This window comes from Lysobacter changpingensis (genome assembly GCF_017308985.1).
Classification (GTDB): domain Bacteria; phylum Pseudomonadota; class Gammaproteobacteria; order Xanthomonadales; family Xanthomonadaceae; genus Lysobacter_J; species Lysobacter_J changpingensis.
In genome coordinates this window covers 355,750-378,830 of sequence record NZ_JADWPE010000006.1, presented here as the reverse complement: position 1 = coordinate 378,830, position 23,081 = coordinate 355,750, and the positions used below count along the sequence as shown (strand labels likewise).

Annotated in this window: 16 protein-coding genes and 2 pseudogenes; 4 read left to right on the top strand and 14 right to left on the bottom strand. The window is 58.6% G+C overall.

What is annotated here, in order from left to right; all coding sequences use genetic code 11:
* Positions 1 to 19: 19 nt before the first annotated feature.
* From I4U41_RS15660 to I4U41_RS15650, 4 genes and pseudogenes are all read right to left on the bottom strand, one after another.
* Positions 20 to 1,051: a hypothetical protein gene (locus I4U41_RS15660; protein ID WP_206862087.1), complete on the bottom strand. Its 1,032-nt coding sequence runs from the start codon at positions 1,049 to 1,051 to the stop codon at positions 20 to 22.
* A gap of 12 nt (positions 1,052 to 1,063) precedes the next feature.
* Positions 1,064 to 1,471, bottom strand: a complete 408-nt coding sequence (locus tag I4U41_RS18720) for a nucleotide-binding domain-containing protein (RefSeq protein ID WP_206862086.1) — start codon at positions 1,469 to 1,471, stop codon at positions 1,064 to 1,066.
* Between the two features lie 313 nt (positions 1,472 to 1,784).
* Positions 1,785 to 2,192, bottom strand: a pseudogene (locus tag I4U41_RS18715) (cyclic GMP-AMP synthase DncV-like nucleotidyltransferase); the annotation flags it as partial.
* Positions 2,185 to 2,736 (bottom strand): SAVED domain-containing protein, encoded by a 552-nt coding sequence (locus tag I4U41_RS15650; protein ID WP_206862138.1) that lies wholly within the window; start codon positions 2,734 to 2,736, stop codon positions 2,185 to 2,187. The pseudogene I4U41_RS18715 and the gene I4U41_RS15650, both read right to left, overlap by 8 nt.
* Before the next feature lie 385 nt (positions 2,737 to 3,121).
* Here I4U41_RS15650 and I4U41_RS15645 point away from each other — a divergent pair, with 385 nt between their 5' ends.
* A complete protein-coding gene (locus I4U41_RS15645; RefSeq protein ID WP_206862085.1) occupies positions 3,122 to 3,526 on the top strand; it encodes a hypothetical protein in 405 nt (134 codons plus the stop codon).
* A 188-nt stretch (positions 3,527 to 3,714) separates the two neighbouring features.
* Here I4U41_RS15645 and I4U41_RS15640 read toward each other — a convergent pair whose 3' ends face one another.
* The 4 genes from I4U41_RS15640 to I4U41_RS15625 all read right to left on the bottom strand — a co-directional run bounded on the left by I4U41_RS15640 (position 3,715) and on the right by I4U41_RS15625 (position 11,540).
* Positions 3,715 to 4,170, bottom strand: coding sequence for a hypothetical protein (locus I4U41_RS15640; RefSeq protein ID WP_206862084.1), 456 nt, complete (start codon positions 4,168 to 4,170; stop codon positions 3,715 to 3,717).
* Between the two features lie 168 nt (positions 4,171 to 4,338).
* Positions 4,339 to 4,704: a hypothetical protein gene (locus I4U41_RS15635; RefSeq protein WP_206862083.1), complete on the bottom strand. Its 366-nt coding sequence runs from the start codon at positions 4,702 to 4,704 to the stop codon at positions 4,339 to 4,341.
* An 874-nt stretch (positions 4,705 to 5,578) separates the two neighbouring features.
* A complete protein-coding gene (locus I4U41_RS18460) occupies positions 5,579 to 10,015 on the bottom strand; it encodes an RHS repeat-associated core domain-containing protein (RefSeq protein ID WP_242525268.1) in 4,437 nt (1,478 codons plus the stop codon).
* A 1,372-nt stretch (positions 10,016 to 11,387) separates the two neighbouring features.
* The gene (locus I4U41_RS15625; RefSeq protein ID WP_206862082.1) at positions 11,388 to 11,540 is read right to left on the bottom strand and encodes a hypothetical protein; all 153 of its coding nucleotides are present in this window, start codon (positions 11,538 to 11,540) and stop codon (positions 11,388 to 11,390) included.
* Positions 11,541 to 12,980: 1,440 nt separating this feature from the next.
* On the opposite strand from I4U41_RS15625, the gene I4U41_RS15620 reads away from it, so the two are divergent.
* Together I4U41_RS15620 and I4U41_RS15615 are read left to right on the top strand one after the other, a co-directional pair.
* Positions 12,981 to 15,299, top strand: a complete 2,319-nt coding sequence (locus tag I4U41_RS15620) for a hypothetical protein (RefSeq protein ID WP_206862081.1) — start codon at positions 12,981 to 12,983, stop codon at positions 15,297 to 15,299.
* 143 nt (positions 15,300 to 15,442) lie between these two features.
* Positions 15,443 to 15,793, top strand: coding sequence for a hypothetical protein (locus I4U41_RS15615; protein ID WP_206862080.1), 351 nt, complete (start codon positions 15,443 to 15,445; stop codon positions 15,791 to 15,793).
* Positions 15,794 to 15,815: 22 nt separating this feature from the next.
* Here I4U41_RS15615 and I4U41_RS15610 read toward each other — a convergent pair whose 3' ends face one another.
* The 4 genes from I4U41_RS15610 to I4U41_RS18710 all read right to left on the bottom strand — a co-directional run bounded on the left by I4U41_RS15610 (position 15,816) and on the right by I4U41_RS18710 (position 21,088).
* Entirely contained in the window at positions 15,816 to 16,064 is a 249-nt protein-coding gene (locus I4U41_RS15610; RefSeq protein WP_206862079.1) for an XRE family transcriptional regulator, read from the bottom strand.
* A 377-nt stretch (positions 16,065 to 16,441) separates the two neighbouring features.
* On the bottom strand, positions 16,442 to 18,034 hold the full coding sequence (locus I4U41_RS15605) for a hypothetical protein (RefSeq protein ID WP_206862078.1): 1,593 nt from the start codon (positions 18,032 to 18,034) through the stop codon (positions 16,442 to 16,444).
* A gap of 275 nt (positions 18,035 to 18,309) precedes the next feature.
* Positions 18,310 to 19,959, bottom strand: coding sequence for a hypothetical protein (locus I4U41_RS15600; protein ID WP_206862077.1), 1,650 nt, complete (start codon positions 19,957 to 19,959; stop codon positions 18,310 to 18,312).
* On the bottom strand, positions 19,919 to 21,088 hold the full coding sequence (locus I4U41_RS18710) for a tyrosine-type recombinase/integrase (RefSeq protein ID WP_206862076.1): 1,170 nt from the start codon (positions 21,086 to 21,088) through the stop codon (positions 19,919 to 19,921). The genes I4U41_RS15600 and I4U41_RS18710 overlap by 41 nt, the downstream gene beginning before the upstream one ends.
* 9 nt (positions 21,089 to 21,097) lie before the next feature.
* Between I4U41_RS18710 and I4U41_RS15590 the strand changes: the two are divergent.
* Positions 21,098 to 21,742 (top strand): annotated as a pseudogene (locus I4U41_RS15590) (ATP-binding protein); the annotation flags it as partial.
* 137 nt (positions 21,743 to 21,879) lie between these two features.
* Here I4U41_RS15590 and I4U41_RS15585 read toward each other — a convergent pair.
* Positions 21,880 to 22,356: a hypothetical protein gene (locus I4U41_RS15585; RefSeq protein WP_206862074.1), complete on the bottom strand. Its 477-nt coding sequence runs from the start codon at positions 22,354 to 22,356 to the stop codon at positions 21,880 to 21,882.
* A gap of 54 nt (positions 22,357 to 22,410) precedes the next feature.
* Positions 22,411 to 22,881, bottom strand: coding sequence for a hypothetical protein (locus I4U41_RS15580; RefSeq protein WP_206862073.1), 471 nt, complete (start codon positions 22,879 to 22,881; stop codon positions 22,411 to 22,413).
* Positions 22,882 to 23,081: the final 200 nt, after the last annotated feature.

The window sequence follows — 23,081 nt, the reverse complement described above, 5'->3', positions numbered from 1 at the left end:
AATACTAGTCTCCGGAAGCTTACCCAGTTTCGCCCCCCGCGAGCTCGTCCAATCCGAATTCAAGGCTGCAGTGCGGGCAACTCACCTGCCCGTCGTAGATCAACATCATCAACTGGTCCCGACCTGGCGGGACCTCCGCCGCGCATCCAGGGCACTCAATTCCAGCGTCGTAATCTTCATCAGCAGGCACAGCGTTCTCATCCCATTGAACGACGTCGCGAGCCCACGCCACGAAACCGATCGAACGCTGAATCGTTGCTCGACGGTAGTCCTGCATCGGACGCTTCCCAATTACCGTGACCAACGACTCCACGACCTCAGTGGCGTAAAAGAGCAGAAGCGGTAGGTACCTGTACATCTGCTCCCATTGCGCATAGCGATCTTCATCATTGGAGAAGATGAAGTTGAAGTTCTGCTTTATCGTCGCAATTGGAGGCTTCGTCGTGATCAGGTGCATCGCTTGATTGCACATACCATCGAAACCATCTGGGAACTCCCTGTCGTACCTCAGCTCATAGAGAAGCTCCGCGTCTAGCGCCCCACGATTGGCACATCGAGCCAATGCGGCGGCGACTACCGCCTTGACCTTATCGGGCTGCCCGATGTGACTAAACGAAAGTGCAACTGACTCCTTTGCGTACAGCGTATTGAGGAAGTCAGCGGGGTCCGCAAGGAGCCATTCGATGTAGTGAAGGTTCTCACGAAGCGGCTTCCGCAGTAGGGCGTACGCGACCGTGAGCTTGCCCTTCCTTGAGCACGTCAGCGCTTCGAAAATGAAGTGGCAGAAATCTGAAAGCAGCGCCGGCAGCACGGCTTTAAGCAGCACTTCGCCTAGCAGGTCCCCCCGATCGTACTTTTCAAACCAATCGAAGATGTGCGGGAAGTTTTCGGGACGGTCCGCTTCCTCGACTTGATCCAAGCTGAAATGGGTGAGGAACAGTCCTGTCCGCTCACCTTCAACCAGTAGGTACGTAAGACGATCATGCAGAAGAAATGCATAGTCGTGGGCGAACCGAAACTCATCAGGAAGGAAGTCAGGCTGATTTGTCATTATTTCGGCAACCTATCGACGCCCAGCTCCACGGATCCGAATGAAATGGTGGGCTACAGCAACCACGTTGCCGTGCCTCTTGACTTCGCACGTCATGCGATGCGTGCCTTTGAACTTCGTGCTAGTCCAGCAGTCCTGTTGATTCCGGTCCCATCGAAGCTGTCCTGCCGCTGCCGCTTCGTCGCCTGAGTTCTGAATTCGCCACGTGACTTCGTACGGCTGAGGGACGTTCGTTGACTCAATGCTAAATTTCAGCCCAAGTCCTTTAGGAAGAAGGTACTGAGCCGATCTGTACTGACCGTAGACCTGCCCATTCTCTCCGCCTCTCGCAAGCTCGCAACGAAGCCGGAGCGTGTACTGCGATGGAACGACTGGCGGCTGGCGAACCGAGGCGCGCTGTAATTGCGGACAACGTTTCATACAACGCAACGTCATCTCGGTATCTGTTCGGGCGGTAGCACTCAGCAGCCAGCGCTGACATGACCATTCCACCCGGCAGACTCCACGACTCCCGTGATTTGCAGAACCATTTAAGGAACCGAACCATCCGGCGAAACTGGTTTGGAAGTACGGCAATGTCTGGCAGGCCAGCCTGATTCTTTGGACTGAGCGCAGCAACCCGATCGTTGAACCATCGGTTGACCTGATTCGGGTCCCGCACCACCCAGTCCGTACTCGCGTGCTCAATCACAGTCGCACCGCCCAACACCGCCCGCCGCCGGAATACCGCGAAGTCAACGTGGTAACCCTCTTGATACCACAGCGTGACTGCGTTCGTTCTCAGGTCGGGCGCTTCCTTCATGTGCTCCGTCCGCTTCGACAAAGCATCCCGCACCCTTTGGCGCGCTGCCAACGCTGCAGCCGGCAAATCAGCCTCTTCAAAGACCACTGCGACGTCAATGTCGTAATCATTGAGGTCAGATGGATCCTGATTAAGCGTGTGCATCGCAAAGCCGCCTTGCGTGATGGCTTCACGGTAATGTGGACGGGGACGCCCCACCTCCTCGGCAAGATCATCCAGCCCTCGATTCAACTTTGCCAAGTTGAGGTCGCGAATCTCTTGGAGACGCGCTCTTCTTTGCGCACCAAGCCTGACGTGCGTGTTGTAGAAGTCGGCAAGCAGCGCAGTGACGTTAAACATGCTGACCTCCGACGAATCGAACGGTCGGCTCTGCGTTGTTCACCAGTATCGCCCACGCATAGGGCGGTAGTGCTTGTCGCTGATAGTTGTAGACCAGCGTGGAATTGTGAATGTTGTGGCTTACCTGCCGCCCCAGCGAAACCCCAAGCGAGACTGGACCAGCATAGAAGAGGTGAACTTCTGCCCTTGGCGAAAGCGCGTCTCGAATCCTATCGATGACATTGCGAAACTCCCGCGCGATCTCGTCAACCTGGGAGTAGGCAGTGACCGAATCGATCCTTGGCTGCGCAATTGAAATATGCGCCTCGATGTAGTTTCCGTCAGGTAGCGCCTGACGCACCGAGTCCTCCTCAATTGTGTAGCTAACGCTTACGCGGACAACCGCACTGGTTGCGCCCTGCCTTTCCACCCACTCAGTCCTGACGCCAAGCGACTCCGCGGTTTCGGCTAACTCAGACTCCCACCCACGCTGCGCACATACGCCGCGACCGCCGCCTTTTGCGCGTCGAGCCCCAGCCCGCTGCGCTCCTGAGCTCGAGTTGATACCCGGTAATACCCCACGAACCCCGCCATCGGACGCCCCTTATACGACCCATATGACCGTTTGGTAATTATACGCTCGGGGTGACGGCTCCGCTTACGGAAAAACATTGGGTTTCTGGTTGCCTAACCTGCCTCGGTGCCGCCGGCACACCGCGCCACAGTCGCGGCTTAGGACCACCCCGAGGAACCCACCGATGCCTACCCATCCACCTCCACCGCACGCGCAAGCGCGCGCCCATAGCTCTGGCCTGCGTCCCGCTGGGGGCAGCCCGTTGAGCCCGCCTCGCGTCGTCGCGCCAGTAAGTAGTCCGAGAGGACCTTCCGCCCGGGAGCTCCAAGCCGCATACCAAGGCTGGTGCAAAGAGGCTTCTTTCGACGGAGTGGCGTTGACACTGACGTTCAAGCCCTCCTGGCAGGGTCAACTCCTTACGGAGTCGATAGCCGAATCGACCGTTGGGCACTTCCTGCATCGATTGAACCGCCGCTTCATTACGCGCAGGAAAGCCAGCGAGCGTCTTCGGGTGATTGCGGTCCGGGAGGGTGGCATTGGGCTAGGCAACAAACGCCTCCACTATCACCTCAAGGTCGAAGCCCCTACCGGTGTCGATCCTGACCAGTTCTGTATTTCTTGCCTTCACATCTGGCGGAAGCTCGACTGGGCAAGCCTGAGTCAGAATCGAGCAACCGCTAGAAGCGACGAACATTGGATCAGCTACATACTAAAATTGCGGGATAAAGCGGATTACGCGACTGCGATCGACATTAACAACACCTACCTTCGATCGCCCTGATGGCAGCTGATGGCACCTTCTTGACTTCCGAGCTTGGCGACTCCGGTCGCCTTGATAGGCGAAGCATTGCCTGATGTTTTGGTTGAACTTGAAAACTAATCTAGTTCGGGCTGCCTGACCTATCTCTTCGCCAGCGATCTGCTGATGAACAAAATCCCGTTTAGGACTAACTAGCCCTGCCGATCCAGCTACTTCGCTCGATACTCAAGCGACTTCATCCTCAAGCTTTTCTTCGCCCTGAAGAACTCGCCATCCAACGCGTCCACGCTGACCGTGTCCCCACTTCGATACACCAAGTGGAGATCGAACGAGTGCTCCTTGCACAGTCGCTCTAGCTGCGCCAGTGATTTGACCCCGTACTTCGCCATCCAGTCGGGATTGTCATCGGCGATCTCCCACGCGACTCGCTCGTTGATGGAAATTGTCACCTTGCGGAGTACTCGATTCAGCTCGCCGGCGAGCGCCCTCCTTGTCTCAACCTGGTCTTCGGCATCGCCGAGATGCTCCAGAAGCCTGCGCAGCTCTTCCTTTCGCTTTTCCGGGTCGGCTTTATGCAGGTCCTCAATGTCACGATCGATCTTCGCGAGCTCCAGTCTCGCGGCGGTCACGCTGTTTTCGATTCGTGTCAGCTCTGCTCCGAGCATTCGACTTCCTGCGCCGCCCCCCCTGCCTGATCGCATCGAGGATGTTGGTCGCCTCGATTTCCTCGCGGATCAGCCGGTCGGCTAGCTCGGCTCTTTGCGCCTTTAGCTCCCGCAACCTATCCGGCAGCTTACCTTCGCCAAGAAGCCCACCCACATCGAGCGTCTCGACTACATCTCGCAGGGGATCGTAATCACCCTCCCAGGGGCAATCGCGAGAGTGAGGGGGAAGGTGCCAATCGGCGCAACAAGCTGAAGACACCTTTCAGTACCGATGAGATCCCGCAAGATCTCATGCTCGCGCCGGAAAGCGGCGATACGGTAGGTGTCCATCATCGCGTCAGGGTCAAAGAACTTGATGGCGACCGGGCGCTGCTCTACCTCGTCGAATCCTTTGAAGACCAGCGAGAAGCACCCGCGCTTCTGACCGGTGGCAGGATCGAGGTTCATAAGCTTGAGACCCGAGAATCGGCCTTCAAACAGCGCTTGGGCTTCAAGCGTGTCCTTCAGTAGCTCAGCATTTCCGTGCAGCCCCATATCTTCCCCTGATTCTTGACCCACGCCGCTCGGGGTGGCGTAGCAGCCCGCCCCTCACCACGCCCGTTTCGTGGCGCGCACCCAAGAATACTCCGCGACCGGCGTTTCGTGACAAGGCGTCCGCTGCGGGGCGGCCACTAGTACTCTACCTGGAGTGGAGACGTGCCTACTCACTGTTAAGAATTCTCTAGGTATCGGGGTGCATTCCGCGCTTTACACGAGCAGCACCGGCGGTGAGCTGTACGACGCTTATCGCGCTAATCAGGTCGACTAGACCGCCTGGGATCGGGCACGTCGTCCCAGGCCCGTAAGCGGGCGCTGCATCGAGCCTTGTCGCGGCAAGTTGCTGCGACGCTGATCGCCGCAGCAGATCACCAAAGGCTATTGGTCTTTTACGGGGGGGAGGGGGGAGCCCCGGGGGCCGATTAGTGCGATCAGCATACTCCATACATAAGTATGTTGATTCACCGGCGAGGATCACTCCGTTCGTCAGCATAGGTGATCTCAAGAGACGTGCCAATGCGTCTCTATGCAACTATGCTCGAACGTAAGTCTACTCAGTTCTGAGGCTCAGCATGCCACTCAACTTACAACGCTTGCGCAACTATCGATTCATGCGAATGGTGTCTTGGGGCAGCCTCGCTCTCTTTGTCGGCTCACTCGCCTACGACGCAACTACACTCATATTCCTCTTCGGCATCGGCTTCGCTATCACTTCAATCGCATCCGCCTACATGCCATGTCCGTATTGCGGCAGAAAGGTCGGCTACATATCCATCGGTCCAGCCTTTACGATCTGGCCCTTGGGTGGTTGGTGCGTAAGCTGCAGGACGCGCCTATTCTTGCGATCGCCTTAGAGCTGCTACGGGGCAGCTCAAAGGCTGTCGAATGGCGTGTCAATTGGCTCACATTCATCGCACTGGCTCCATTTGACTCGAACCAGAGTCGATTGTCCTACCAGATAATTTGCGCCCAGATCCAGACCCGCACCGCCTGTGGTGCACGGGACAACGCCCCGAGTTACTGCTGGGGTCCAGTGACTGCCTAACTGATATCCAGTACATCCGGCGCCCCAATTAAGTGCATTCAAGCTCACACCCAACGTATGGAAGAGGCCGTTGAAGTTAGCGGGTAATATCTCTGGCAAGTGATCTTCAAGCGTCACGTTATCCGCTGTCATGTTGATTGGAGGCAGGTACTTAATCCCCCAACCGACGCCAGCGCCCCAAGCACGCACCAGCACTCGCGCCCTTTTGCCCTTCACACATTGAGAAGTTAAATCAAACACGAACAAACCGCCTGCGACGAGGCCCCCAGCACTCGACGGCAAAGCCCTGCCATCCCAACGCACGAGGCCACTGGGATCTCGCCACTGGAGGGGGCTAGCGCCGACATATGAGTAGGTCGAGATTGATGCCCCCAAACCGATCGGATCACTCTCAATATACCTACCAGAAGCAGCATCGTAATCTCTGAAGTAGTTATAGTTGAGGCCGCTCGCTGGATCGAAAATCTGCCCCGGGAAGCGCATATTCAATTGAAATGCGCCTCCATCGAAATCGGGGTCTTCGGCGGGACTACTATTTCCGAACGCTTCGCTCGACAAAGCTAACTCCCAAACTGCCACATCTAGCTGTGCGTCGATTACCGTACGCGGAGTGCCCAGATGGTCAGCTTCCACGTAGTTCATCCGGCCATTGGCAATGACACCCACCGGAAGGCTGTCAAGCCAGACGATCTGCTGGGTAGGCGCGGAGGCACTGTGGTACTCGCCCATCCTTAGCCCTGACTCGTCGTGAACCGCGTAGGTATTGCTCGTGCTCAGGTACCTGCGCACCTGCTCGCCCTTCGCGTTGTAACCGTATTGCATCACCACCGCGTTGTCGCGCTCCGCTAGACTCATCCGTCCGGCCGCGTTGTACGCGAATTCACGCTGCGTACCGCCAATTGACGTGGTGTTGCCTATCGCGTCGTAGCTGCGGGCCACGTCGTTCACAGCGCTCAGCCGATGGCTGTCGGTTGGATAGTCGTACAGCTGCGTGCCGCCGGCGTTCGTGAAGCTGGTGCGGTTGCCCGTCGCGTCGTAGGCGTACTGCTCGATGACCGCTCCGGTAGGTCCGTCCTGGAACGTCGTCAGACGGCCCAAGGCGTCATAGCCGAAGGTGATCCGCGGCGGCTGCTCCAGTCCGCTGGTGTGCAGGCTGGCCAGGTTGCCAACCGCGTCCCAGCCGAAGCCAAGGTTCAACCCGCCAGCCCCGGTGCCCGTGCTCAGGATCGTCTTGGGCCTGTAGTCCAGGTCCAGCGTACGGGACATGGTGCGTCCGTTACCGAACGTCCAACCGGCGACTGGGCCGAACGGGTGATAGGTGGCACCGGTCAGCAGGACCTGGCGGATTCCGCCGCTCAGCGTGACGCCCACCTCCGTGGCGCGGCCCAGACCGTCGCGGACATAGTCCACCAGCATCCCGTCCGGATACTGGATGGCCGCCACTTGGCCTGCCTTGGTGTAGGCATATCGCAGCGTGAAGGACTGGCCGTTGGTCACCTGCACCTTGCGGGTCAGATTGCCGAATCGGTCGTAGCAGTACTGGGTGGAGCCGCTGCCGTCGTCCATCCGTGTCAGGCGACCGATCGCGAACGTCTCGTTGGGGTCGCATACCGCCTGCACTGCATCGTAGGTGTAGCTCACGTTCAGCGCGGCATCGCTGTAGGCGATCCCGGTGAGCCGGTTGAGCGCATCGTAGCTGTAGGTGCTCTGCTCGCCGCGGGCGTCCAGCGCGCTGATACGGTTGCCAGCCGCGTCGTAGCCATAGGTGGTCACACCCGTGTCGGGGCTTTCCAGACGGATCAAGTCGCCAAAGGCGTTGTACTGGTACTTGGTGCTCAGGCCCTTCGGGTCGACAATCTCGGTCAGGTTGTCCAATGCGTCGTACTTGAACCTGGTCTCGGCGGCGATGCCGGCGACGTCTTGAAGGGTCCGGCTCAGCCGGTTCAGCGGATCGTAGTCCCTGTCCGACACGCGGCCCAGCGCATCGGAGGCGGTGTCCAAGTTGCCATTCGGGTCATAGGTGAAGCCTGTTGGTTGGTTGGCGGCATCCTTGGACATCTGCAATTGGCCCAGCTGGTTGTACACCCGCGAAAGCGTGCGCTTAAGGCTGCCATCACTGTCCTTCACCTCTTCCTTGATCCGGTTCCCGGCATTGTCCAGCGTGTAGTGGATCGCGTTGCCGTCGGCATCCACGACGTTTGTCAACCGATGCGCCGCGTCGTACACGTAGGAAGTGAAGCTGCCGTCTGGCAGAGTCGTGCTGCTGACCAGCCCCGTAGGGTAGTAGTCGATGCGCATGATCTGGTCATCCGACTCGGTGCCGTTGTCCGCACCGCGCACCTTACGTGCGGCGAGCCATCCACGTGGGTGATACTCGAAGTCTGTGATAACGCCATTAGGATCTTTGACCGACAGCGCGCGGCCTGCTCCGTCGTAGCGCAGGGTTTCAGTAGTCTGGCCGAGGGAATTGGTAACTTTCCAGAGGTCGCCTTTGCGCCAATCGCATGCCATCAGCGAGGCCGCACAATTGGCATGGTCAGCGGCGAAGTACTCGTAAGCTGTGACGTCGTCAGCGCCGTTACGCGCTCCGTCAACGGAGAGCACGAGACCAAGAACCGGACACGCTCCGGAATCGACGCCAGATTGCTCACAATAGGTCGTCCGAGATTGCCTCACGCCAATTGGCGGGCTAGCGCTAGATCCGCAGGAGTAGTGGATCGCGCCCTGGACGGCGGGATCAATAAGACACCTTGCGACTACTCGGCCCGCGCCGTCGTAACTAGACGTCTCCATGAGCTGCTCAACCAACACACCCGCAATACGGCCCTGCACCGTACGTTTGGTTATCTTCTTGCTTGTGTTGCGTTCAATTGAGACAACTCGCTCCTGAGCGGTTCCGGCGGCTTCGTGCCTTGAGGTCTCGTATCCCTCGACGTACCCGAGATTCGTGATGCGGCCCGTCCGATCAGTCTGCTGCTGCAGAGTTCCATCGCTGTTGTAAACGCGCGTAATCGAGCCAACCTCACTCGCAATGCCTACCACAGGACGGAATGGACCTGCACCCATGGTGTACGTACGTACCCCTGCCGGTGAAGTGACAGTTACTTTATTCGCGGCGTCGTAGGCGAGCGATGTCTCCGAGGCAAACCCTACCCCTACATGAAGGCGACTTGATGTGACTCTCCCGAATCCGTCGTAGCCAAAGGAAGCATGCCTTTGACCGTCTTCGTACGTGATTCCGGTCAGGTGGTGGCGGAACACTTCTTCAGCCAGCCCGGGCTCGTGGTAACTGTAAAGCTTTGTACGACCAGCGATCTGTACCGAAACAAGGTTCTCGTCGCTGTCACGTCCATAACCGACAGCAGCTCCGTCGGGAAGAACAATTTGCACGAGCCGCGCATTCTCGTAGCGGAAGGCCAGGATTCTTCCATCTGCGCCTATAGCCTTGGAAAGGAACGCGCCATTGTACTCAAGCCGGACGTCCACGCCTGGCCTTGCCGTGTTGACAACCCGAATCAGCCTCCCGTTTGAGTCGAACTCTTTGATGATGCCGCCGGGCTCATGCATTCGATGAGCTACGCCACCTGCGTTGACAGTAACCAGGTATCGCCCATCGCTTCCTTTCAGACGATATCGCCCGCTCCCTATTGAGACGATAGATTCGTAGTGCCCCTCCGCACTGACAGCGTACAACGATGGCACATCGATTCGTTCACTGAATGTGTGGCTCCAACCTGGGGCCAGCGAAGGGTCGTCAAACTGTTGCAACGAATGGTAGTAGCGGATGAAAGAGAGACCTAAAGCGTCAAAATCATGCTCCGCTCTGGATTTATCTCCGGTACTCGGATGACAGGGATTCTGATTGGCCGAGCAGGACTTCACCTGCTTTGTAATACCGATGATAGTAGCTCGAACTCCGCTACCGCAGACATACGGCCAGTCAATGGTTCTCGATGGGCTAGCGACTGGTTCGATGTCCTTGTACTTCCTCTCTCTTCCGGCGATCACGGCGTAGCCAACGGGACAATAGAATCTTTGCCCTTTGAAGATCCCAAAAGTATCGGTCCTTGGCGGCAAACTGCCCCACCCGGAGCAATAGACTTTGTACTCTCCGGATCGGGCATTCTCTCCGGTCAACCCAAATGCCATGGATCCGATAGCGTCGTTGTTTGTGCGATAAACCTCAAACACTGGCGTCGCGTGCTGACCTATGATCCTGAAATCATAGGTATCGCACCACCCTGCGTTTCCATCAACCACCATCTGAAAGAACTTCTGAGCCCCTTCCAGCTCGTCGGCACAAGAATTTGAATCCCAAGCAGATGCCGTACAGCCCACCCTTGCCGCGCTCCATCCTCCGATATTGTATGCGGGCGGATCATATGAGCTTGGAGCGACATTAGGCATGGCATAGCTAAAGGAGACGACACTTCCGTCTGGCGAACCTTGGGATTTGATTCGCCTCAACCGAGCCCCGTTCTGACTTGCGAGCGACGTTCGCATTGCACGCTCGGCTTGAGATAGCGATTCAAAACACTGCGACTCATAACAGAAATTCTTCTGCTCGATGTACTCCGCGGATGCAGTAGCGGGCACCAGAGATAGGCCTGTTGCAGCGAGAAGATGCGCTGCCAACCGCGGCCAACGAAAGAGGGCGCACAGGATGCTACTTGCCGAGTTCGAAAGCTGCTGACGAGTCCTTGCGCTAATCCTTGACATACATCTTCCTTAGTCCGATGCCGCATAGTCGAGGGCGCCGCGAGAGTCCTCTGCCGCCCGCAACCATTGTGTCAGTGGCAGCAATCTTCAAGCTGCTCCGGCGAGCCGTTCAATCACGAGGATGCGGAAGCATGAACTTCCCAATCACGCGCACAGTGGGCGCATGACTCAGCAGGTTTACAGCTGAGCAATACTGACACTCGGGCATGCGTTTCCATACGCGTCCATCCCATCTTGGTTGATTCGCGAAGACTGAGCTTACGTCTTCCGACTCTTCAAAATTTCGACCCGACTTTAGCCGTCTAGGTGAGACCCTGCGCGAAGCATTCGAACACAAAGCAGGTTTGTCAAGAGCCATTTCGATAGCCAAGCCCCGATCTGGGGCACTCGTCACAGAGAGATATTACGATCCGATTCGTCAGGGACGCGCTGAGCCAGGTTGCATATCGCTTGCCGACAGATCCTCCCCTCCTCATCCGTAATCCACGACCCCTCTTCAAAGTCGAGGCCCCGCATGCGGAACACCGACGCTCGCAGCAAACGTTGAGCCGGGCGGAGCGCGAGGAAATCCCGTCCGGTGTGGCGAGGTGTCGGCAGTAGATCGGATTAGCCCGGCCGTCACTTCCCGTCTCGGGCGGTACCGTGGCTCGGGCATCGCCGGGCGATGTCGACAAGGGTTTTGTGGAAGCTTGGGGCCTATCGAGATTGTCATTGCTAATGCGAGCGGTCGCGCCGGCCGGCGGTGTGGGTCAACGTCGGAGCAGGCTATGACGTGTTCACTGCTACGGTCTCGGAGATCCCGGCAAACGGGGCAGTCACCGTGAGGGCTCCTTGCCGCCAGCCAAGCCATACACCAGATTACTTCCGCCGTATTCGCCGCCCAGCACGCCCGGGACGCGCAGGCAATACGCATACCCTATGCACCGAATGCAATCGCAATCACGGCCATCAGCAGTGGAATCGCGATGAGGGCCGGGTTGAGATAAAACTTGAGCACCACACCTATCGCCGCTATGCCGATGAAACCGGTCACGCCGATGACCATCAGGCTCAGGCTCAAGGTGTTCATCCACCTTCGTCACCGTTTCGAGGAATGGCCGCAGATAGGTGAGCAGCGCGAACTGTCCGAAGGTGACTCGACCGGCGAATGCCTCAACCCAGTCGTAGCTCGATTGCAGGCGGTTCGTCGCTTCGTGACTGGAACGCTGATGCGCCGTTATCGGCGCCCTTTTTTCGCTTGGGTGCTGAGGAGATGCGGGAGACGACCAAATCCCCTAGCAATCGCGGGGAAGAGGGCGATGAGGGGCTGAAGGAACTAGACGGATACCTTCCATCGCCCAGCAAGCGCTAGTACGGGTGCCTCCGAAGCATTGACGTCGCCTCAAATGCCTTTGGCTTTCGTATTTATTGCCCCGTCGAATGCCCAACGCAGCGCTTCTGCATCGACCAGTGCGTGATGGCGTCTCGCCCTAGCAGGCGAGAGGCCGCGGCTCACCTGCATGCACCTGGGCTGGCCCACTACGAAGTGACGTGACGCGCGGAGCAGGCTGTGCGCTACATGACGGCTCGGGCGACGAATTTGGAGGTATGAGTCGGCGAGGTGGGCCTGAGCATCGTTGACCCATTCGCCGACCTGATGGCGCAGGGTAAGGCGATCTCGACACCCCACGCGCGTACGCCGGTCTCGCTTCGGCTAGCGACCACTTTCCGGAATGAGGTCGCCCTCAGCCAACTGCGTCCAAGCGCAGACGGCGACGTACGGTCTGGGGAATGATGCGAGCTCTTTGCGCGGAGCGCCGCCTCGTGGGCTCGGTCCGGGGCGCTTCCAGCAAGCGCATAGACGATACGAGCGCCCGGACCGAGCACTCGCGACCAAGACAGGTGGTAGAGGTCGGTTGAGCCTACCTACCGTTCTTATCCTTCTTCTCTGCGTTATCGGCACAGGCAACATCCACGGAGCACTGATGCTTGTCACCTCCAGCGAATGTGCCCTCCTCGCAGCTACATTCGCCATATGACTTCGCCTTTCCGCTTGTACATTGCTGAGCGGCCTGCGCCTTCGCGTTACTGCACGCTTCCAGCTTACTCTTGCCGGTTGAGATAGCCGTAGCCCCTTCTGAGGCCGCTATCGAAGGGAGCGCAACTAGCAGTATCAATAGTGCCATCACGGTCTTCATACGCAACCTCTCAGGACTGTGCGCAAATGCACGATCGTTCATAACGTGGTGCGCGCAGCACGGGACCGACCGTTCGTCGGAAATGGGCCTCTTGAATCGGCCCCTTGGAGCGACATGACAAGCCCGTCAAGTTTCGAGCCATTAACAGTACACCTTGCGACCATCGGAACCTGGCAGAGGGTGGCCGCGCTCGCAAGGTTCGCTCGTTGCCAACTACACGGACCTAGTTACATCGAGTCACGAGAAAGCGCTTCCCATCCTTCGGAGCCACTTGAACTTCGGTGGCAAATCTCAAGGCCCTGGCAATGTCGAGGAGTAGCCTAGGAGTGTTCTTGCTTCTGCTGATTGCGGCCCACCCCGCAAACGCAGACCGTTTGATGGCGCAGTATCCCATCGCCGCCGTGGAAGCTGGGTTCGACCCAGTCAGCAAGAGCCCAGTCTACGAGCTGGTAGTAGCTGGACTTGCTCTTCCCGAGCCCGCCTCCCTGTCGCAGCAGGCGAAGACCGGGCTAGAGAATTGCACCCGCTATGCCCTCGGCACATGGGGCAGTCGGCTAACCGACATCCTCGCAGACCCGCAGAACGACCTTCCTTACGATTCAGGTTCGATCCCCCGCGCAGACACCGTGGCGATCGATCTTGCTCGGGAGTACGCCGCTGAACCTACCTCACATGAGCTGAGCGCTGCGGCAGTCACTAAAGAGACCAAGCGTCGTATCGGTCTAGTGGATTCATGGCTCCGCAGCCAGCCAGATGCAGTTAGGAACAGACTTCATATCCACTGCGGAAACGTGATCGTCCCTGAAGCCATTCGCAAGCAGGCGCGGCTTCTGATCTCACTCCGCCGATGCCCCGTGCCCACGCCGCGAGAAGATCGGCACCCCTGCAACATGAAGGGGCTTGAAGGTAGCGGCCGGATAAAGGTCCGTGAATACGGGTACACACAGTTGTATGCATGGAGCCAAAGCCGCGGCGCTCGACCGCATGACGAATGGTGGCATGTCGGCGCCGCGGAGCCGGGAGACGTCGTACCTGCACAGACATCAACCGCTCCCGGCGCAGCTGACTGGCCCAAAATCGATGAAGCCTCACGACTTCGGCAGTTCGAAGCACTGGTCCAGATTCTCAGGAAGCGCAAGGAATCCAAGGGCAACGGCCTTGCGGTTTCCATATCGTCCAGCGTGCCAACGACCATTGGTCTAACCCAGGAAAGCGCAGCCCGCGTTATCGATCTTATCCAATCACCCATGTACGCAGCTTCAACCCTCCCACGGGGCAATCAAGCACTGCTCTCGATCTCCGACGAAGTGGCTCGAACGCGGATAGTGGAGTGCGTTCGCCTGAAGCGACTCGATGGTCTTAGCCTAGGAAAGATCGCCTCATGTTCTGGATACGTCGTGACTGATGCTGACATTGGGAAATGTCTGACAGGCGACCGTTGCATGCCAGCGATTGCCACTGGCGCCATGGCCAACGTACTTCAGATCACGGAAAGCTTTGACGTTAAGAAGCTCGCGAGCAACACACGTCTTCCTCGCGTCAGCGACGTCGACTTTGATACGTATGAACTGGTTGCCAAGCAATGCGCGTTGGATTCGCAGGGAGCGAATTCAGATGAACGCTATCAGCAGCTCGCCATGCAATGCACTCTCAAGAAGGTGCTCAACTCCGAAAGCTCGAAGACTCTGGAGTGCATTACGCGAAACGCGTCGGATAGAAACTCGCTTCTCTCAGAATGCGTCGCTGGAAACGCGCCAGGGCTAGTCTGCTATCAAGAGAACGCGAGCGACCTGAAAGCCACGGCATGGTGCGCAGCGAGGTCTGAAGTACCACCCGATCTTGTCGCTTGCATTGAAGGGTATAGAGTCAGCAAGACTGCCGGGGGCCTTCAGTCCTGTGCATTGCGCGCTCTTGGCGGCGACGCACAAAGGGCCGCAGAGGTCCTAGAGTGCACAACCAAGCACAAGGCCAGTAATGCGCAGATGGCGCTCTGCATGGCAGGCCCGAGCATTCCAGAGAATCTGCGCGGGGCTGCCGAGTGCGCCCAAACCAACTCTGATTCGATGGAGTCGTTCGCAACATGCTCTGCATTGAAAGAGGTGTCGCTGGGCCTTGGTGGCGACCTTGGCCGGCTAGCGGCATGCGCGATCCAAGCGCAAGGAGATCCTTTGGGAACTGGTGTTTGCGTAGCGAGTCCGGGCCTCAATCCGAGTCAGCAGATACTGCTACAGTGCGCGGTCGCATCCGGCGGCGAGCCAATTACATTTGCTACTTGCTCCGGCGGACGCCTTGCGCTCCAGGAGTTCATCCAATGTAAGAACGTTAGATTTGCTGACGGGAATTGCTTCGGCAGAAACAACGAGATTCGTCGCTTTGTACGGGCGTTAGGCTTGCCTGACATTGGACCAAACTCTGTCGTCGCCGACATTGCCGACAAGCACCTCGACGTTCTCAAGTTCCAGGTTCGCTTTGCCGAAGACGCATTTGAGTTCTCTGGAGACCTGTTGGAAGGGGCTGGCGATATCCTCGAGGGCTTCGGTAAAGGCATCAAGGATATTGGCGACAGCATGGATGAGGCTATATCGAAGGCTGGCGGTGCTATCGCGAGCGCTCCGAAGAAGGTATGGAAGGAAACGTTTCGAAAGCTATGAACAGCGCGGGTCTCATTACTAGTGTGCTGCTGAGCGTGGCGCAGAGCGCTCCTTCTGCACCTGTCTCAACATCTCCAATCAATGACACGCTCACCCTTGCGCGGTCAGAAGGAGCATTTCGCGAACGCCTATCGATGTGCCCAATGGCCGAGGAAGTTCGGCGCCACGCCCTAGTTCTATCGAAGCGTACCGAGGAAGCCATGGCGACGGTGTTTCGAATCTCGGCCAGCGAGCTCGCCCAGCAGATTTCGGAGGGCCGACTTCGCGCACGCCAGATCGCAGCCGAAACTCCGAACTTAGACTGGTGTGACGAAGCACAGCAGCAGTGCCTGCTTCAAGTTATCGGCGAGCGCGATATCGCGATACGCGAGTTGCTTGGCCCCCCATCTTCAGTGACGCCGGCCTCCTGGCCCGTCGCGGAGGCCAACAGTTGCAGTGAGAATGCTGCTCCATCTGCGAATGATTCGAAGGCTTCCAGCGAAGCACAGCTCTGAGCATGAGCTCTCGGATGCCCGTCTATTGGTCATCCAGCAGCTTACCGAGGATCGACCTCAGCTCTTCCGCAGTAAAAAGATCGATTTTTCCGCTAAGCAAGTCGGACACGGCCGCCGGATCGACCTTGACCAGGCGCGCAGCTTGCTCGACGGAGATGGCGCGCGAGGTAAGCCGCTCTTGTATCAGAATCATCAGATCGGATCTGGCTCGTAGATCAACTGAGGTAGGACCCGAGTACAGCGCGTCCCAAACATCACCGATCTCGCTCATGATGGGCTGCCCTCACTCTCGTTTGAGCGCCCGCCTCTAGCTGACGCGTTAAGCGATCAATCTTATCCTGCGCCTGGAGCTGATTGCTCGACAACTCAGCCATAAGCTCCGCGACCAACGTGGCAAGGACGCGGACCTTCTCCGACTCTGACGCCAGTCGCCGCCTTAGCCCAAGCACCGACGCAGCGTTATCCGTGGCCGTGCGACTGCGCTTCTGGCGGAGCTCACGAACTCGCTCAACTACAGAAGGATACGTCTCATAAAGGGCTTGGCGAGAAACGCGCGCCTCCCTAGCGACACTTGCAACTGAAATGCGTTCGCCTCCTCTCGAAGCACGGGCCGCCTGAACCTCAAGAATCGCAAGAATGCTTTCGAGTCTAGTTGCCGTTCGTCGAGCCGTCATCTGTTCCTCCTCCTGCTCTGGCGACTACTTGGAGAGCTTTGGCTAGTCGAGACTCGACCACAAGCCTTTGTTGCTCGGACATACCCCTCAGACGAGAGAATCGCTTAAGGTCCTCGACACGGTGCTCCCACCATGGCAGCCAGCTAGGTGGAACGACAAAATTCAAGCAATCAACACAGACGTCGGGAGACCGACGAGCATCACTGGGCCCAAGTGAGGATCCCTTGCAAGCACTAGTATCCTGCTTGTACATACAGACGCCCCAGTCACAAGGGGCTAAATTTGCGCCCGCGCCGAGCATGCGCCGAATCTCAAGGCTCTTCCTGGATCTGGATGTGATAAGCGAGCATTTTCCGCGCAGCTGCGCTTCAACGGTTGACCCTAGGTTCGTGTATACGCTCGTCCCATGAGCAATCTCGTTAAGTACGGCCATGGCATCGTCGTGCGAGAAGTCACTAATCAGCCTTGCGTACTCGCCGTCACCGCTTCCGTAGTATCGGTCCGTGACCGCTCGCGACATATGGCCAAAGTGATGGGCTAGGTCTCCCAATGCGGCCTTGTTTCTCATCGTCACAAAGCGAGCGAATGCCCGTCGCCCATGTCTGGCGGTGATGGACTTGCTCAGTTGCTTCTGATTTTCCCTCGAGACATGCTCTGTGAAAAGCGTCAGCTTGTTACTGACGGCCGAGGCCGTGACGAGTTGGATTCGATCGGCGGTCCACCGTGCCGACCAAAGCATTGAGCCAAGCCCCCCTTGCAACACTGCCTTTCGGCCACTGATCTCTGCGAGCGGAGCCGAAATACGCTCAAGCACCCGTATAGCCTTCACCACTGGCTCGCAGGCCACCCACTCGTGTGCCCTGCCTGATTTCGCAAGCCGCCCTACGATGTAGCTATAGGTAACGCCGTCCTCCTCTTCTCGAGAAACCAGGCTGGATGACTGAATAGCGCGAATCTCCGAAGTGCGCGGGGCGCAGGCAAACGCAATTATGTATATGCATGCTCCTTGCAAGACTCTGAGCAGCCTTGCTACTTCGGGTGCATTCGTTGGGTCAACGTCGGTCCACGGCCGCCCGGTCACCTCGTCTATCGAGAACTTCTCGCCGACCAGCTCCTTCCTTCCGTAAGCCCTTCTTGCCGTGTGCCCTAGGTGCTTAACGGACATTACTCCGTGCCGATACTTGTCCCTCAGCCGAATGAGGTCATCCGCAGGCGCTCCTGTCCAACGAATGGCCTCGTGTAAGAGCTCCAGAATCAATGGCTCGGGAGGCGTTCTCCCTATTCTTCTACCTGACCGATCGATCGCCAAGCTGGAGACGAGCCGTTTCACTTGCGGTTCGATCATGCTGCATCCGTTGGGCTGAAGCGCCAGCGTGATGCATATGTGCTTTGCCACGCCCTCTATGTACGCTGCGCTCGGCTTGATGCTACGCCTTGCTGTGCTCGACTCAATTAATTCTCTCAGATACCTTTCAATGTCGCGGGGCGAAACATGGGCAGGCGTTAGCAGTCCTTCGTCGATCGCCCACGCCGCGAATCTTCTAACTTTGCTGACGAACTCATACACAGAGTGTACGTCGCGCGCACAGACTTCGTCCGTGCCATTTAGCAAGGAAACAACCGCTCTCTTCAACGCTGATATCCACTGAGATCCGGCACCCAAGCGGACTTCGGCCAGAGGAGCAAAATGCAGTCGCCATTCCTCCCACCTCCCATCGATGTGAGGGCGACGGAGAGACCAGGTCAATCCCTTCGGATCCAGGCCAAGCGCTGACGCGAAAGGCCACCAATCTTCGCAGTCGACCTGCGATTCGCGTACGCGGTTCCGCTGCATGTACCTTCCTATTCGACAGGGAAAGCTGGAAGCGATCGCGCGATCTTCCTCGCGCGGCTCAGAACCGGAGCTTTCACCTTCTTCAGAATTGCATCAGCTACTGCCAACGTTGGCGCGAACGCGTAGTTGAACCTCTCCATGGGAGCAGCCCCCCGTGCGCACCGCTCGCGAAACGCTTCAATCGCGTCCCTTGCCACGATAATTCGCGCGACGTAAGTTGCATCATCGATTACAAATATGGCGTTCTCGCAGGTGGCACATTGGGCGAACTCCAAGCACGGCTCACCCTTTCTTGAGCCGATCGCGGTGCCCTTAACTGGGTCCGCACAGATGAAACCGTAGGCGGTCTCGTATCGCGCGGCTCTGTGCGCTCTTTCGGCGGCCGCCACTATCTGGCCCTGATAATCGAGCGTTCGAGCTTTAACCTTCCCGAGCACTCCTGGACTATCGAGGTACCTTTCTGTTGTACGCACTGAGTTGTGCTGCAATGTCCTTCGAACGGCCTCAATACCTTCGCCCCTTGAAGTGATGGCAGCTGCAATTCCTCGGCGAATGTCCGTGAACGTGAAGTATGGCAAACGGTGCGCCGCCCTGAACTCGGTTAGAGCGTTATGCCAACCCTGGATCGATGGAGTTCGTGACGACTTGTTGACCCTAGCAATGAACACGTGGCGCGCGTATCGCTCGATAGCGACGCACCGTAGAGCCATCGTGCCGCGTTCAAGGTCGCTAAGTAGAGTCGGCAACGCGTACGTGCCCGCCCTCAGCACGTCAGAGAACTGCTCGCGGGATGCACGCCCTTTTGTCCAGTAGAACCGAGCCATGAGCGGATCTGTAGGATGTTGCTCCAAGCATCCGGACTCCAGGTTCATGATGGACCATGGATTTGCGGCGGTTCCGATGAGGATGAGCAGGAGGTATGGAAGTAGCGTCCTAGTGGTGGGCTCCTTGTAGCGTTGGAGCGCTCGGATTCTCTTTCCCCGAAGTTTTACACCGCGCCTCCTCAGCTCCTCCTTCGTGTGGATGCCCTGTCGACCTAGGGAGATCATCTCGGCAAGGAGCGCAGCTTGGGTATGACCTAGCTCCGCTTGTGCACTCTTGATGTCGCGACCGAGGAGAATTTGGCGCCTGCTAATTACGATCTCGCCTTTACACGCTGCAGCAATTTTCCGAAGCGTTGATTCATTGAGCTCATTTGAGCGAACACGAAGCTCCTCGCGCCTGAATCTCTGTCTCACGAGGCGGACATTTAGCCACCTGACAGGCGACGCCCCATATGCCCCGAGCCATTTGTATAGTGCTGATATGAGGTTGAAGTGTGAGCCTGCCGTCTTCTCCATGAGGCCTGACGCAAGGTACCTTCCGAATCGCTCCAAGATATCGGCGGCATGAATCGCAGACGAAGGGTTCTCGAGGCCCGCCAAGAAGGCGCAGAACTTCCTCACGGATCTCCACGCCTGTCGCCGACTGACGATCTTGTAGTGCTCAGTAACGCCTCTGAAGGCTTCGGCTAAGTGCTCTGCGCACTCCTTTGGCACACCGAGCATTGCGAAGTCGTATGTGTCGACGAGCCCAGGGGTGGCGTCGGAGCTGAACTCCAGGAGGAGTGAGCGGCCTCTACTCATCATCGCCGCCCCCTTGGAGACTACTGAGAACACCGAGCACGTCTGATGATGGCGCCACGATCTGCTCTAGATAGAGCTCTGTGCTCGCCACGTTCCGATGGCCCAGCCAATGCTGGATCACCTTAGTGACGTTTATGTTCGACCCGGGCTCAAGGCATGCCGTTAGCCCGGCATGTGCTCTGGTTGCAAACGTGTGCCGCGTCATATGCGGATGCGCTTTGATTCCTACTCGCTGGCACGCTCTCTTGAATGCTTGATAGTAGGCTGATGCGGTAAGCGGTCGCCCGTCTCGAGCGAGGAAGAGGCAGGGCTGCGCTGCCAAGCCGGCTTTCAGCGCCCTCGCCTGGGCCACTCTCCGATCTGTGTCTATGTAATCCAGAGTTCGGGCGGCAAGCGACTTGGTCACCGGAACATCGATAATGCCACCTCCCTTTACATTCACCGAGACGTATTCGATTGGGTGTTGGGGAGCTGGGACGTCCTCCTTTTTTAAGCTAATGAGGCTTGATCGTCGGAGACCCGTTGCGAGCGACCAAAAGAAGACCAGCTTGTGCACCCCGTTTAGCGCCGTGAGGATCGCTTCCGACTCCGTAGGCGTGAGGGCGCGGGGACGTCGTGATCGCGCTCTGAGCTGAAGACGCCGAGCTTGGAACCGTCTTGCGTCGATAAGATTCTTTGGCGTTGCAGCTGCTGGATTGCAGCCGAGGACTGTTTGTATGAATGGTGCGGCTTCGATCGCCCCTAAGTATCCGTAGAAGCTCAAGACGACTTGTAAGCGCAGGTTTGCAGTGGTTCGGGCATTCCTCCTTCGACCTCTGTTCAGTGCGCCTTCGAGTATTTGCGTTCGGTATTTCGGCAGCGCGTCCCTCGCCGGTGCGTACCAAGACTGCCCACTCCGCTCAAGGTATAGAAACCAGCTAAGAAGCGATTCCGCGTAGGTCCGCAATGTCGAGGGAGCGCTGGCTCCATTTCGTCGATGAATTTCTAAGAGGTAGGCGAAGCTTTCGCGCTGGAGGCTTCCGTCCTCGTAGATCAGGAACGGGAACTTTGTGTCCAGGAGGTATGAATCCGGACACGCAGGCACGGTGACGCGGAGTATTCGTTCCGCGGCCAATAGGAGCTCAGCCTTCGATCCAGCGGGTGAAGACCAAAGCAAGCGCATGGAATTCTCCCAAACAGGGTGACACTGACAAACCATAACCTAATGCCCGAATGGGATCGCCGCGCGCTGGAAGTCCTTCGCGAACCGCTGGAGTCCGGCGTCATCACCGTTTCGCGTGCGGCGCGCAGTGCGGAGTTCCCGGCGCGTTTCCAGCTGGTCGCGGCGATGAATCCTTGTCCCTGCGGCTGGGCGGGCGACCCGTCCGGCCGCTGCCGCTGCAGCCCGGATGCGGTACGGCGTTATCGCGGGCGGGTGTCCGGACCGCTGCTCGATCGCATCGACCTGCACGTCGAAGTCGCGCGACTGCCGCCGGCCGAGCTGCGGCCCGACGCGCCCGCGGGCGAATCGACCGCAACGGTACGCGCCCGCGTCGTCGAAGCCCGGGAACGCCAGTACGCGCGCGCGGGGAAGACGAACGCGGTGCTGGATCAGCCCGAGACCGCCTCCGCGTGTCGCCTCGCCGACGCCGACCGGCTGCTGCTCGAACGCGCGGTGGAAGCGCTGCAGCTGTCGGCACGGTCGATGCACCGCATCCTGCGCGTGGCGCGCACGATCGCCGACCTGGAAGGCGCCGATGCCATCGGCACCGCGCATCTCACCGAAGCAATATCGCTGCGACGGGCGACGCGCGGGATCGAAGCCGCGGCGGCTTGAGTGCAGCGCGACAGAGGAATCGCATACAGATAAGCGCGTCGCCACGAACGCGACGACGAGGAACGGGCGCTGATGGATCGCCACACGCGATCCCGCCAGCGTATCGCTCCTGCGTTTCCGCCAGCGCGTGCAAGCGATCAACCGCAGCGGTCGCCGCAAACCTTCGGTCGTTCGAGGAAATCGCGTGCACCTTCACGCGCTTCGCGCATCTCGGCTTCCGTGCCGCAGCGCGTGACCTTCGTGTTGGTGCCGGACATGCGCTCGCGCCAGCACACCTGCTTGTCGTCGCGACCGGCGCGGGTGTTCTTCACTTCCGCGTTGATGCGCTCCAGCGCGTTCTCGAGTCGCACCTTGTCGTCCATCGAAAGCTCGTCGAGCGAGGTTTTGCCCTCCGTCACCGCGAACACTTCCGCCTGCGACTTGCGGATGGCATTGACCTGCCGGGTCGTCATGCCCTCGGTCTTGCCGGCGTCGAGGTCGCGCTTGAGTTCATTCTGCTGCGCGAGGATGCGGTCGAGTTTCTCGGGCGGCGCGGCCTCATCCTGCGCGAATGCGTCGAACGGCAGGACCATCGCCAGGGCGAGCAGCAGCGCCATCAACGAATGCGTCTTCATGCCACTGCGCTCCAATCGGGGAATGCCGCCATGCAGCGGCCTGGGATGCCGCGATCAATCGCTCTTGCAATCCATGCAGGCGCCGCGCGAATCCATCATGTTGCGCGCGGCTTCGCGCTCCTCGCGCCATTGCGCGGCGGTCTTGCAGATGCGCTCCTTGCGCGTGCTGCCCAGCACCGGGCGGCGCTCGCAGATCATGCGCTCGTCGTCCTGGTTGTTCACCACGGCCTCGATCCATTCCAGCGTGTTGAAGACTTCCGTCTTCTGCTGGTCGTTGAGCTCCTCGGTGGAGCGCTTGCCGTCGATCGTCTGCAGCATGCGCGCCTGCTTGTTCAACAGTTCGCTGCGCTGCGAGGCGGACAGGTCCTTGTAGCGACCCGTGCGCGCTTCCACGCCGTCGCGGATCTCGTACTGCTGGGTGCGGATGTCGTCGAGCATCAGCACGCGGCTGTCGACGGACGCGAACGCCGGGGCGGCCAAGGCCAGGCCCAGGACAACGGCGGAAACGAAGCGGAGGGCGCGCATTTCGACAGTCCTTGTGACGAGTCTCCAACGATATCGCGCCAGATTCGGCAATGTCGACTGCCTTGGGCGGCAAATAACCTCGTTCAGCCACCCCCCGTTTTGTAGCCCGGGTAAGCGCAGCGCACCCGGGGAGCGCGTGCCTTCGCGCGCCACTTCCCTCTCCCCAACCCTCCCTGCTGGCCCCTCGCCTGGCACTACGG

Excerpts from the sequence above, each read along its gene's own strand:
- I4U41_RS15660 (WP_206862087.1), bottom strand. The coding sequence starts at position 1,051 with ATGACAAATCAGCCTGACTTCCTTCCTGATGAGTTTCGGTTCGCCCAC.
- I4U41_RS18720 (WP_206862086.1), bottom strand. The coding sequence starts at position 1,471 with ATGAAACGTTGTCCGCAATTACAGCGCGCCTCGGTTCGCCAGCCGCCA.
- I4U41_RS15640 (WP_206862084.1), bottom strand. The coding sequence starts at position 4,170 with ATGCTCGGAGCAGAGCTGACACGAATCGAAAACAGCGTGACCGCCGCG.
- I4U41_RS15635 (WP_206862083.1), bottom strand. The coding sequence starts at position 4,704 with ATGGGGCTGCACGGAAATGCTGAGCTACTGAAGGACACGCTTGAAGCC.
- I4U41_RS18460 (WP_242525268.1), bottom strand. The coding sequence starts at position 10,015 with ATGGTGGTTGATGGAAACGCAGGGTGGTGCGATACCTATGATTTCAGG.
- I4U41_RS15625 (WP_206862082.1), bottom strand. The coding sequence starts at position 11,540 with ATGAACACCTTGAGCCTGAGCCTGATGGTCATCGGCGTGACCGGTTTC.
- I4U41_RS15615 (WP_206862080.1), top strand. The coding sequence starts at position 15,443 with ATGGCCGAGGAAGTTCGGCGCCACGCCCTAGTTCTATCGAAGCGTACC.
- I4U41_RS15610 (WP_206862079.1), bottom strand. The coding sequence starts at position 16,064 with ATGAGCGAGATCGGTGATGTTTGGGACGCGCTGTACTCGGGTCCTACC.
- I4U41_RS18710 (WP_206862076.1), bottom strand. The coding sequence starts at position 21,088 with ATGCGCTTGCTTTGGTCTTCACCCGCTGGATCGAAGGCTGAGCTCCTA.
- I4U41_RS15585 (WP_206862074.1), bottom strand. The coding sequence starts at position 22,356 with ATGAAGACGCATTCGTTGATGGCGCTGCTGCTCGCCCTGGCGATGGTC.
- I4U41_RS15580 (WP_206862073.1), bottom strand. The coding sequence starts at position 22,881 with ATGCGCGCCCTCCGCTTCGTTTCCGCCGTTGTCCTGGGCCTGGCCTTG.